This is a genomic window from Allobosea sp. 2KB_26, from assembly GCF_052115715.1.
In the GTDB taxonomy this organism is placed as follows: domain Bacteria; phylum Pseudomonadota; class Alphaproteobacteria; order Rhizobiales; family Beijerinckiaceae; genus Allobosea.
In genome coordinates, this window is the sequence record NZ_JBFRHE010000015.1 from 80,154 (window position 1) to 92,384 (window position 12,231).

At 60.4% G+C, this 12,231-nt stretch carries 11 protein-coding genes; 4 read left to right on the plus strand and 7 right to left on the minus strand.

What is annotated here, in order from left to right; all coding sequences use genetic code 11:
- Positions 1–79 precede the first annotated feature (79 nt).
- The gene (locus AB4099_RS28300) at positions 80–763 is read right to left on the minus strand and encodes a response regulator transcription factor (RefSeq protein WP_441480543.1); all 684 of its coding nucleotides are present in this window, start codon (positions 761–763) and stop codon (positions 80–82) included.
- Positions 764–1,501: 738 nt separating this feature from the next.
- On the opposite strand from AB4099_RS28300, the gene AB4099_RS28305 reads away from it, so the two are divergent.
- Positions 1,502–2,581, plus strand: a complete 1,080-nt coding sequence (locus AB4099_RS28305; protein WP_441480544.1) for a DUF2336 domain-containing protein — start codon at positions 1,502–1,504, stop codon at positions 2,579–2,581.
- A 408-nt stretch (positions 2,582–2,989) separates the two neighbouring features.
- On the opposite strand, the gene AB4099_RS28310 is transcribed toward AB4099_RS28305, so the two are convergent.
- A complete protein-coding gene (locus AB4099_RS28310) occupies positions 2,990–3,898 on the minus strand; it encodes a LysR family transcriptional regulator (protein ID WP_441480545.1) in 909 nt (302 codons plus the stop codon).
- 99 nt (positions 3,899–3,997) lie between these two features.
- On the opposite strand from AB4099_RS28310, the gene AB4099_RS28315 reads away from it, so the two are divergent.
- Entirely contained in the window at positions 3,998–5,221 is a 1,224-nt protein-coding gene (locus tag AB4099_RS28315; protein WP_441480546.1) for an MFS transporter, read from the plus strand.
- Positions 5,222–5,518: 297 nt separating this feature from the next.
- Entirely contained in the window at positions 5,519–5,980 is a 462-nt protein-coding gene (locus AB4099_RS28320; RefSeq protein ID WP_441480547.1) for a CBS domain-containing protein, read from the plus strand.
- Between the two features lie 797 nt (positions 5,981–6,777).
- On the opposite strand, the gene AB4099_RS28325 is transcribed toward AB4099_RS28320, so the two are convergent.
- Positions 6,778–7,476: a response regulator transcription factor gene (locus tag AB4099_RS28325; RefSeq protein WP_441480548.1), complete on the minus strand. Its 699-nt coding sequence runs from the start codon at positions 7,474–7,476 to the stop codon at positions 6,778–6,780.
- Positions 7,477–7,612: 136 nt separating this feature from the next.
- Positions 7,613–8,020 (minus strand): hypothetical protein, encoded by a 408-nt coding sequence (locus tag AB4099_RS28330; protein ID WP_441480549.1) that lies wholly within the window; start codon positions 8,018–8,020, stop codon positions 7,613–7,615.
- Between the two features lie 376 nt (positions 8,021–8,396).
- On the opposite strand from AB4099_RS28330, the gene AB4099_RS28335 reads away from it, so the two are divergent.
- Positions 8,397–8,603, plus strand: a complete 207-nt coding sequence (locus AB4099_RS28335; RefSeq protein ID WP_441480550.1) for a cold-shock protein — start codon at positions 8,397–8,399, stop codon at positions 8,601–8,603.
- Positions 8,604–9,415: 812 nt separating this feature from the next.
- Here AB4099_RS28335 and AB4099_RS28340 read toward each other — a convergent pair.
- From AB4099_RS28340 to AB4099_RS28350, 3 genes are read right to left on the minus strand one after another with little or no spacing between them, the layout of a single operon-like run.
- Positions 9,416–10,402, minus strand: a complete 987-nt coding sequence (locus tag AB4099_RS28340) for an ABC transporter ATP-binding protein (RefSeq protein WP_441480551.1) — start codon at positions 10,400–10,402, stop codon at positions 9,416–9,418.
- A complete protein-coding gene (locus AB4099_RS28345; protein ID WP_441480552.1) occupies positions 10,399–11,418 on the minus strand; it encodes an ABC transporter ATP-binding protein in 1,020 nt (339 codons plus the stop codon). Before AB4099_RS28345 ends, AB4099_RS28340 begins: the two co-directional genes overlap by 4 nt.
- Positions 11,415–12,230, minus strand: coding sequence for an ABC transporter permease (locus AB4099_RS28350; RefSeq protein WP_441480553.1), 816 nt, complete (start codon positions 12,228–12,230; stop codon positions 11,415–11,417). Before AB4099_RS28350 ends, AB4099_RS28345 begins: the two co-directional genes overlap by 4 nt.
- Position 12,231 lies beyond the last annotated feature (1 nt).

Sequence of the window (12,231 nt, forward strand, 5' to 3'; positions counted from 1 at the left end):
CCTTGCGTGGGGCTGTGCTGCTGAGGCCCGTCCTCCAAAAAATGAAATTGCTTAAATAGCGGGATATTCGAGGAAGATGTCAGGCCAGTCCGACATATTGGTAACCCATGAAGCGCTTGGCCTCGATTGGGTCGGTGCCCAGGAGACCGCGAAGCTTCTTGCGCAATTTGCTGACGTGCCCCTCGATTACGCTATCGTCGACACTCTGGGCGAAAACGCCATAAACAGCATTGAAAATCTGCTGTTTCGTAAGGCGCCGCCCCCTATTCCTAATGAGATGCTCGAGAATCTGACGTTCCCGACGCGGCAGCGTGACAGCCTCCCCATCCACTTCGATATCCCGACCGTCGAAGAAAACTTTCAACCGTTCGTCGCTGGTAACGTCCGTCTGATCGCGAGGTGAATTCACGCGACGCCAAACCGCCTGCGATCGCGCCAAGATCTCCTTCACGTGAGCGGTTTTGCCGAGGACGTCGTCGAAATTTGACGTCAATAGCTCCAACTTCTCCTCGAGAGATTGCCCCTCCGTAACGGCAAAGATCGGGGCGACCGAGTATCGGCGAATGGCTCGAGCAATGAAGTTGCGATCCTGGAATTCGCCGAGAACGAAGCCTTGAATGGCCTCGATGTCATCCCCCGACGCCGAACGCAGCCATTCATGAAAATCCTGGGAAAATAGGCCGAGGGACGACACGCCCTCCTTCTCGAAATTCGCGATATAATTCACGCGCACCGAATGGCGCTCATCAACGACAATATACATGTGTTGCACCGCCGTATTTTTGGGACAGGGCGCCGCCTCACAGCCCCCGGTATTCGATTGGGGTATATCGGCCTTAAACATGTCTAGCAACAAGATTCCCAGATAATCGTGGATAACGATGGCGGCCAATAGTTTGAATTTGCGAGTAATTTTGCGGAGTTGTTGCCTCTATCGGATGTGGGGCGCACCCGTTAAAATAGGCGTTCTAAACGTCCTGGTATTTTTTTGGGCGAAATGACCGCTCCGATTGATATTTTCATTTCCGCGGGCGGAAAAATCGGGATTAAAAAGAATTCCGGCTGCTCCTGTAATTTCCAAACCGAAATTGGGACAAGGCCGATTTGGCACGATCAGTGCTGCGATCGAAAAGGGCCACCGGAAGCGCGAAGGCAATCGGCATTGCCGCCTGACCTACCTCGGATACGAGAGCCTCCATGGCTCTCAGCTTTCCAGGCGCGAGAAGCGCGAGGTCGAATGGGCAAAATCCATGCCCGAGTATTATCGGGACGACGATATGGTCTATCTTCACCGCGGCGTAGACGGCGACGGCGAATTCCAGAGCCGTCGGGTGCCTGCGGCCTTTGCGAAGGCCCTATCGAGGCCAGGTAGCGGGGCCAAAGGGGGCGGCCTAACGTTGCCACCCAAAGCTAACCATGTCTGCCGACTTGCCAGCCCCGCTAATCATTTCCTAGTCCGGGGGTGAGATGAGTTCGGACGACGGGGCTGGGGTGAATGGAAATGAAGTCGGTTGACGCGCTGATGCGCGAACTGGAGGAGACCCTGATCAGGGGGTCCGAGGCGGACCGCGCACAAATTCTACAGCGGGTCACGGACCTCTTCATCAACGCGGCGCCGAGCCTGCAAGAAGTTCAAATCGACGTCTTCGACGCCATCATCGACCGGGTGTCGGAAGATATCGAGCGCGAAGCCCGTATCGAGCTCTCCAAGAAGCTCGCGCCCATTCCCAACGCGCCCACCGGCGTAATCCGTCGGCTGGCGATGGACGAGATCGAGGTGGCAAAGCCTGTCCTTGAGGTTTCGAAACGGCTTTCGAACAGGGATCTCATCGATATCGGCACTCTGAAGGGTGAACAGCACATCCTCGCCATGACTCAGCGAGATGATCTCGGTGAGCCCGTTTGCGACTTCTTCGTTCTCCGAGGCGGAAAAGTCGCAACCCGCGCGCTTGCGGCGAACACGACGGCCAAGTTTTCACAGCAAGCGATGGGCGTCCTCGTCATGCGAGCCGCAACCGATCATCGCTTGCGGTCCGCCCTTTCCGAGAGGCATGACTTGCCGCAGGCACTCGCCAGCCAGATCATCCACCTCGCCAAGATGTCCGCTCGCAATCGTCTCAGGGAGGATCTTGAACCATCGCTTGCCGGCGCGATCGAATCCGCGGTCAATGTCGGCGCCAAGAGTGTCGCCGCCACTACCCAGTTTGCGCTCGGTATCACCAGCGTCGATGGTGAACTCATCGAGATTCAGGAACTCGCCGCGAAGGGCGAACTCACAGAGTCGAGCATCACCGACTTCGCTCATGCAAAGGCCCCGGGGAAGGTCCTGAGGGCGTTCGCAACGCTTGCCAATTTGGAGGTCTCGACTGCCGATCAGATCATCCGCGGCGAGAACCGAGATAGCATCTTCCTGGTAGCCCGGGCGATGGGATGGTCTTGGGAAACCACCCGCGCTCTCATCGAACTTCGCCCCGGCCAACCGAGGTTCGACCGGGAGTTCGAAATAGCTCGCAAGAGCTTCGAACGCACCAGCAGCAAGACTGCAACTCAGGTGCTTAGCTTCTTCCGCGGGACTAGATAAGGCTGCCGAGCTAGGCAAAGCCGCTAGGCTCACGACCTATTAATTTGGATTGAGATGTGATTCACGGTCTCCGCAGAGGAGGCGGTGCCGCTGATCGTATAGCCGGCGTTGACGCGGGCTCTTGTCCCCCGCGTGTGCGAAGACAGCCACGACAAACAGGGCCGTAAGCCCGATAAGGGCATAAAGCATGGCGATGACGCTCATTTCCCCAGACCCAAAGCAACATATGCCGCGGAGCAATGATCTCGCGAGTCAAACCCGCTGCCAAGCGGAAATGACCGCATCGATAGAGCCGCGATGGAAAATAAACTGGATTTTGAAGCCGGCAAGTATACTTTTACGGCTTCGATCACAAGGCTCCATTCGGGGACTGGTAAGGCCTCGTGAAGCACTGCTCTGAGCACCGTGTTACGATAACTGCGGCATCGGAAGCTGAAGCCCATCGATCAAGGCATTGCGGAACACTTCAATCGGCCGCGCGAGCCTGCCTGCCGGGGGGCGGTGCAGCAGCCAAGCGCGCACTTGCGGCTTGAAGTTTGGGCAGTCGATGACCTCAACTCCCTCGCGCCAGCGGCCGTCGGCGAAGGCGGCCGGGGTGACGATGCCGATGCCGTGGCCGCGCGCCACCAGCGACATTCTGAGATCGACACTGAGAGCCTCCACCCCAACTTGGAAAGGCAGCCGCGCCGCCTCGAAGCTCTGGCGGATATAGGTACGAAAGCCACAGCCATTTTCGTTCATCACCCAGGGAAATTGCGACAGCGTGGCAAGGTCGGCTTCCCGCGGCACACCAAGGTCGGATGACGCAACCAGCAGCACTGTTTGCGCGCCGAGATCGTCGCAGATCAGTTCCTGCGGCGGCGCCAAACCCTCTGCGAGACACACCGCCACTGCGTCGAGCTCGCTGCGCGCCACCTGCTCGACCAGCCTTGGCGACCAGCCGGAGGTGATGCGTAAAGTCAGTTGCGGGAACGCGGCGCGCAGGCCATCGAGCGGCATCGCCAGCGCGGCATCGGAGAGATAGGGCATAATGCCCAGCCGGAACTCGCCCCTGACCTCGCCCTTTGGCGACACGCCGGCCTTCAAATCCTCAAGCGAACGTAGCACGCGCCGACCATGTTCATAGGCTTCACGGCCGGAGGCTGTCGGCTTCAGCGGCTTCGACTGGCGGTCGAGCAACGCCGTTGCCAGCGCGTCCTCAAGGTTCTGGATGCGGCGGGTTACACCCGGCTGGGTAAGGTTAAGTCTCGCTGACGCACCGACGATCGAACCGGTTTCCACCACGGCGATAAAGGCTTCGAGGTCATGGATGTTCATAATCAACCTGCATAATCATTATCGAATTTATTGAATTGTAGCATGGTGATGGTTCCGCATAAAAGCAAAAAGCGATATGCGGAATGTTGAGGATCGACCATGCAAGGAACGAAAGACGGACAAATGTCCACGCATTTGCCGGCCGCCACAATTACCGGCCCGCAGACTGTGCTATTTGCCACCGCTGTCGGCATCATCGTCACCAATCTGTTCGCGCCGCAGACATTAGTTGGCCTAATCGGGCCATCGTTCGGCGTCGATGCCGCAGGCTTCGGCCTCGTCGCCATGGCCACCCTGCTTGGCTATGCCGCCGGCCTATTCTTCCTCGTGCCGCTCGCCGATCTCGCCGAGAATCGCGCCCTAATCCTGCGTATGTTGATCGCGGCAGCAATGGCCGCTGGTATTGCCACATTGGCGCCTACGGCAAACGCGCTGCTGATAGTGCTGTTCGTCCTGGGCGCCGCCTGTTCCGCGATTCAGATCCTTGTGCCGATCGCCGCATCCATGGCCCCACCTGGACAGGATGGTCGCGTTATCGGCGACGTTATGAGCGGGTTGATGGTCGGCATCCTCCTGGCGCGTCCGCTGGCCAGCCTGGTCGCCGATGCTTGGGGCTGGCGAGCCTTCTATGGCCTCAGCGCTGCTTCTCTGATTCTGCTCGCCTGCGTCCTCGCTGTCAGCTTGCCGCGACGGCTTCCGGCAGCGAGAACATCCTATGGCGCGCTGATCGCCTCGCTGCTCGGCCTTTTGCGCGACGAACCGATGCTGCGACGGCGCGCGTTGACAGCGGCGCTGGTAATGGCGGCGTTCAGCTTGTTCTGGACGGCGGTGGCATTGCGCCTTGCACAGTCGCCCTTCGACCTCGGCCAACGCGGCATTGCGCTGTTTGCGTTGGCGGGCGCCGGAGGTGCCGCAGTCACGCCGCTGTTCGGCCGCGCTGGAGATCGTGGCTGGACGCGCTCCGCCACTATCGCCTGCCACCTCGTGCTGATCGGCGCGATGGCGCTATCGGCGTGGGCAGGCTCCGCCGTAGCCGCAACCGGATGGGTGCCGATTGCGCTGATGGGCGTCAGCGCCGTGCTGCTCGACATCGGTGTAACCGGCGACCAAACGCTCGGCCGCCGCGCCATCAACCTGCTACAGCCCAAGGCACGCGGACGCTTGAATGGGTTGTTCGTGGGCATTTTCTTCATCGGTGGCGCCACCGGCTCGATGCTGGCCGGCATCGCCTGGGCCTGGAATGGTTGGCCAGCTGTCTGCTCCGTCGGCGCTGCCTTCGGCCTCGCTGCTCTGCTGGTCGACTGGATCGGCGGCCCGGAGTAACGCCTGGGCACGCCTTCCCGGCCCGGCAGCCGGACCTGCCTGGGCCGAATTGCCTGGTCGCCGCACACTATGGTGGTCGCCCCGTGATGATCCGTTGTCATCCACGAGCATGCCGCTCCCTGGGGCAGGCCTTCGCCAGAGTCCTTTCCCGGACCACGCTTTCGGCGCCCAAGGCAGTTTTCTGAATAGCGCGCTCGGCTGGCGCAGCGCATTCCGGCGCAGCGTGGAGACCACCAGGCAATCCCTTCAGAGAACGACATGCCTCAGACTCGAAGCCGCGCAGAGCAGGAGGTTATCATGCTCGTTCGTGACGCTATGACCGCACATGCAGAATGGATCTCTCCGGACATCTCGCTGACCGAGGTCGCGCGCAAGATACGCGACGCGAAAATCGGGTGCCTTCCGGTGGGAGAAAATGATCGCCTTATCGGAATGATCACGGACAGAGACCTTGCCGGCCGTGGCTGCGCCGAAGGGGCCGATCCCAACACTACAAAGGCGAGAAAGGTCATGACGGCGGGCATCACCTGGTGCTTCGAGGACGATGACGTCAGGGATGCGACGCGCCGCATGGCGGAGGAGCAGATCCATCATGTTCCGGTGATGAACAGAGAGAAACGGATGATCGGTATCCTCTCCCTGTCGGATTTGGCGCTGAGAGCGCCGATGGACCTGTTCGCTGAGGTATCGCAGCTTGTTGCACGCGACGCATCGCGTCACGCCTCGGCACCTTGGCCCACTAGCTTCCATGGGGCCTGATCGCGACGACAGTCAGGATGAGCAGCGCGAGATCGCGCAAGCGGGCTTTCTCGCACGAAGGCGAATTGGCGCCTGCGCTCATCCTGATGATGTGGAGCGGTATCCGACTCTGCTGATCGTCGACACAGCCCGGAACGGCCTGTCGGCGCGCTCACGATGCTGCTTCTGTTAATGCTCGTGACGCCCGATATGTGCGAGGAGTTGTTTACTGCGCTGTGCCGATAAACAGCATGCGCGGAAGCGGCACTTGAGGCTGACTTCACTGCACGGGACGGCGACCACAAGTTGGATGACGACGAGGAAGACGACGACGAGTATTGTCGTTGACTAGCGTCGCGCCTTGAACCGCCAATCGCCATGGGTCGCTGGGGGATGGCATGACCAGTGGGGCAATTCCGAAGGAATCCGGCATTGTCATCTACCTCTCGACTTTAGGACATCCGACCATGGCCCATTGGAACGGGAATATGCCGGAGACTCCGAAGAAGGTGGCCTGGTACGAGACCAGCGTCGATGGCGTCAGCCTTTGGCACACCGACCCGAATGACCAGCCGGACAAGGCTTGGTTTGTAATCAGGCCGAGCCGGTTTTCCGAGGGGAGCTGGCCTGCCACTGACTCAGATGCAGTTTCGCCAATCTGCAACCGATCACTGGCAGAGAACTCGGCAAGGTGGTTGGCATGGAGATGAGCCGCGACACCAATGCGAGCGCTGAAGCGCGCCCGGTGTCAGCTCTGCCGGGCCAAGCTGCCCGCGCGACCGAGACAAGCTATCCGCGAAGACAGCAGAGAATCGGCCTTAGGAAACCATTTGGAGGGATGGCTCGGCATTGTTCAACATGTAGCCGCGTCCCCAAACCGTCTCGATGTAGTTCGCTCCGCCCGATGCATCTGCGATTTTCCGTCTCACCTTGCAGATGAAGACGTCCACGATCTTGAGCTCGGGTTCGTCCATCCCACCGTAAAGGTGATTGAGGATCATTTCCTTTGACAGGGTGAACCCACGGCGGCTCGCCAAGAACGCAACGATCTCATATTCCTTGCCAGTCAAACGAACGGGCTTCCCGGCGACGTCAACCGTTTTTGAATCCAGATCGATGCAGAGGTCTCCGACCCGGACCGTGCGGTTTTCGGTCCCGTTGCAGCGACGCTCCAATGTCCGCAGGCGTGCAAGAAATTCGTCTCGGTGGAATGGCTTTGTCAGGTAGTCATCCGCCCCTGCAATCAGCGAACGGACCTTCTGTTGCACCTCATTGATACCCGAGAGGATCATCAACGGAGTGTTGATGGAGGATGCTCGGAGTTTCGTGAGCACCTGAATTCCTGGCATGTCTGGTAAACCGAGATCCAGAATTATCAGGTCAAACGGCGCCGCCTGAGCGAGGGCGAAGCCATCGGCTCCATAGGCTGTCTTGGTGACTTCGATGTTCTCCAGCTTGAGAAACATCTCGATGCTCTGCGCGATCGATGCGTCGTCCTCAATTAATAAAACGCGCATGGTAAACTCCGATTCGCAGCGGATAATCTGGCGAGGATGGCCGAAGTATGGTTAATAATTCAAGATTTTTTCGAGGGTAGTTTCAAAATCCGGGGCGTATTCGCGAAAATCTGCAGGTATTCGCGGAGGGCTTGGATCAGTTGCCGCGCTGAGGGCGCGCTTTGAAATCGGCGATTAGCTCCGCCAGCTCCGTCAAGCGACGCAGTTCCAGGCCGTTATCTGAAGCCTCGGCGCGGATTGCAAAGATCGCTTCGCCAGTAGCCCGAACAAACGGAGCGAATTCGGGCAGCATAAAACTTATTAGCATCGTCTTGAGCGTCTCTTCTGCGTCGCCGTGGCGACTGAGATACAGCTGAACACCCTCAGTGGTCTCTTCTATTGAGGCGCCGAGCAGTTGCCCATAGGCATCCGCAGCTGCCCAAATAGCAGCGTGGAATGCCAATTTGTTCTCGACCATGCGGTCAGCGCCGCCACCAAGTTTGGCGCTAATCGAAGCCGCCGTGGTGATCATGTCGAGGAAGTCTTCCAGGCGAGTAGCGACCATGCCTGCCTTCGAAGTTCGCAGCTTTCGGGAGAACATGTTGAACACAGGTACTTCTGTCGCAGACGGCTACGAAACGCATAGATTCTGCAGCTTCGCTAACACACTGCCGCGAATTGCCGCTTGTTCTTTGTAGTCATTGATTTGTTATCGCGAGCCAATTGCTACAAAAAGGCGATAATGGCACACCAAAACCCGCTGAGGAAAGCAGTAATTCAGAGGTCAAACTCAAGGTTAAAGCAACCTGAGAGGTGTCGGCTAAATCCGCTCCCAACGCTTAGATAACCGTCAGAAAAAGTGATTGATGCTGACGCTTTGCAAAAGGTGAGGGGTGCTTTACGCTTTGTTGGGTTGTCACAATAAAGCGATAGGAACAAAAATGGCGAATGGAACGGTCAAGTGGTACAACGAAACCAAAGGTTATGGATTCATCGCTCCAGACACAGGTGGTAAAGACGTCTTCGTCCATGCGACTGCCTTGGAGCGCGCTGGTCTTCGGGGTTTAGCTGAAGGTCAGAAGGTCACCTATGATTTGGAGGCCGACCGTCGCAGTGGCAAAGAGTCTGCGGCTAACCTTAAAGTTTGAAAATTAAAAGCCGCCCGATGTTTTCCGCCGAGCGGCTTTTGATTGATGGCACATTCCGATTTCGACTGCTGTCAGGCAGCCCGTGAGCGCTTCCGCCTTTGCTGACCAAGCCCCATCTTCTTGGCAAGTTGCGATCGAGCCTCGGCGTACCTGCGAAGCATCTGGACCGGCGACAGGGATAACCGTAGACAACGGTAATCCCTGCAAGCCCAATTCGGGCAATGAAAGTATCGAGCGACATCTAAAGCAATGAAGCCGCCCAAGAAGCCTTTCATCGTTGAATTTAAACAAACACGCCGCGTCCAAAGAAAGCCGCACCCATCTATTTGGGGTACCCTAGATCTGAAGGTCTCCGCGAACGAACAAGAGCCCGGATCGCAGCAGATCGATCCGCAGCGATTACCCAAGCCGGCCACCCCGGACTCGCTTGAACCTGCGAAGGCTCAGCGGATCCTGCCCGCGCTCGCAAAAGCTCCCGCCCCGGAACTGATGGAAATGCCGTCGATCGAGAGATCGACACCGAAGCGTGACGATCCAGAAGATTTCGTTCAGGCACCTGCGGCATCGAACGCGCTCACCGCGGACCCGGGGGGAGTATCGTCCGAAGTTCCAAAGGTGCGCCGGCGCTACGGGAATAGCGGGGCTCTGCCTGCGGGGGAGCGTTGGAAGCGGCGGCTACCGCCTATCTTGCGACAGACTAAGTCTGTCACTTGAATGGATCTTGGTCAGCGTCACGAGCAACTCCGGGGCATCCCAGGCAGTTCACAGCCAACGTCGCCGTTTTCTTACAGGCAAATTCCAACTCAACGATCTTATCGTGGGCGTCCGCCACCGCCGCCGAGCGGCCAAGGAGACGCGAAGTGGCAGGCCACCAGATGCCCTTCGCCGACCGGTCGCGCCTCTGGCACCTCCGTCCTGCAGCGGGGTTCGGCAATCGGGCAGCGCGGATGGAAGCGACATCCCTTGGGGATCGCGGCGGGACTCGGTGGATCGCCCGGCAGCAGGATCCGGTCCCGGACTTTTGCCGGGTGCGAAATCGGCACGGCCGAGAGGAGGGCGTGGCTATAAGGGTGCTGGGGGGCCGAGAAGAAGGTGCTCTTCGGCGCGATCTCGACGATCTGCCCTAGATACATCACGGCTACGCGGCTCGCCATGTGCTTTACGCTCGCCATGTCATGCGAGATGAAGAGATAGGCGGTGCCTTGCTCGTCCTGGAGATCCTGCAGCAGGTTGATGACCTGCGAACGCACGGAGACGTCGAGAGCGGAGACCGGTTCATCGGCGACGATGAGCTTCGGCCGCATCGCGAAGGCGCGGATGATGCCCAGGCGCTGGCGTTGCCCGCCGGAAAACTGGCGGGGCCATTGGCCGATATGGCGGGCACTGAGGCCGACGGCTTCAAGCAATCGCACCGCAGCGCTGGTTCGCTCGCCCCGCTGCGAAACGAGGCCATGCACTGCCAGCGGCTCCGTCACGATCGATCCCGCCCGCATGCGCGGGTCCAGTGACGAGAACGGATCCTGGAAGATGAATTGCAAATCGCGGCGGATGGCCTTCATGCGGGGCTGCGACAAGCCGGCGATGTCCTGCCCCTCGAACAGGATGCGCCCGCCGGTAGGATCGGTCAGGCGTAGGACAAGCCGCGCCAGCGTGGATTTTCCGCAGCCGGATTCGCCCACAAGGGCCAGCGTCTCGCCGGGATGGAGATCAAGGGACACCCCGTCGACGGCCCGAATGCCGCCAGGAGCCCGGCCGAAGGTCTTCTGCAAGTCCTCGAGCCGCAGGAGAGGTTCGCTCATGGTGCCGCGCCCGCGCTCATCGCTGCCGCTTGTGGCGTCTCCTGCGGCTGGTTCTGCCGCGCCCAGCACGCGGCGAGGTGACCATCCTCGATTTGCTCCAGCGGCGGCACCAATCTGGCACAGGGGGCGAAACATTCGGGACAGCGCGGGTGAAAGGCGCAACCCAACGGCATCTCGGTCAGATGTGGCACAGCTCCGCCAACCGTAGGCAGCCGCCGCATGGACTGCGTCTCCAGCGAAGGCGTCGCGGCCAGCAGACCGATGGAGTAGGGGTGGCTGGGGGCATCGAACAGGCGAAGGGCCGTCGCCTCCTCGACGACCCGGCCGCCATACATGACGGCGACCCGGTCGGTCAGTTCGGCCACCACGCCGAAATCATGGGTGATGATGACCACGGCAAGATTCAGTTCCTGGCGCAGCCGTCGCAGCAGGTCGAGCACTTGCGCCTGGATGGTGACGTCCAGCGCGGTCGTCGGCTCGTCGGCGATCAGGACCTGCGGATCGCAGGAGAGTGCCATCGCGATCATGACGCGCTGGCGCATGCCACCGGACAATTCGTGCGGATAGGCGGCGGCGCGCTTGTCGGGCGCAGGAATGCCGACGAGGCTCAGAAGCTCGATGCTGCGGGCGCGTGCAACTGCGCGGGAGAGACCGAGATGCCGCCGCAGCGGCCCGCCGATCTGCTCGCCCACGGTCATGATCGGGTTGAGCGCCGTCATCGGCTCCTGGAAGATCATGCCGATGCGGCGACCGCGGATCGCATCGAGTGACTGGCGCGGCAGGGTCAGGAGATCCTGCCCATCGAACATGACGCGGCCGGCCGTGACGGTGGCGGCTTCCGGCAGCAGGCCAAGCGCTGCCAGCGCGGTCAGGCTTTTGCCGGAGCCGGATTCACCGACGAGGCCGAGGCACTCGCCAGCGTGCAGATCGAGATCGACGCCGCGGAGCGCCTGAACCGGGCCGTTTTTCGCGCCGAAGGAGACCTGGAGGTCGCGGATGGAGAGCAGCGGCGTCATCGCCCGGTCACCCGGTCGGGATCGAGGCGGTCGCGCAAGCGGTCTCCGAGGATGTTGAAGGCCAGGACCGTCAGCGTGATCGCGAGCCCCGCAAATATGGCCGGTAGTGGCGAGCCGAAGATGTCGGCAACACCCTCGCGCACCATGTTCCCCCATGACGGGGCCGGAGCCTGGGCACCGAGCCCGATAAAGCTGAGCGATGCCTCGAGGCGGATCGCCGAGCCGATCCAGATCGTCAGCATGACGATGAGGGGGCCAGCGATGTTGGGCAGGACATGCATTCCAATGGTGCCGAACTTGCCGCGCCCCATGGCGATCGATGCGTCGACATAGGCCTCCCGCTTGACCGACAGAGCCGAGGCCCGCGAGAGGCGGATGAATGACGGTACGAGTGCTGCCGCGATGGCGATCGACAGGTTCTGCACGCCGGGGCCGAGCAAGGCGACGATCAGCACGCCGAGCAGAAGCGGATCGAACGACATCATCATGTCGGTGAGGCGGGTGACGATCGCCTCGGCCCAGCCGCCGAAGAAGGCCGACGCCGTGCCCAGGCTGATGCCGACAAGGGCGGCCAGCATCGGCGCGGCCACCCCGATCGTAATCGACAGGCGCGCTCCCTCGATCAGGCGAGAGAAGATATCGCGGCCATATTCGTCGGCACCCAGCCAATGCACGGCGGAGAGACCCTGATCGGCCGCGGCGAAGTCCTGCAGCAGCGGGTCATGCGTCTGGAGCCAGGGGGCGAACACGACGACGACCAGGAGCAGGAGCAGGATGGCGGCGGCGATGGCCAGGAAGACGCGATCGAGCATG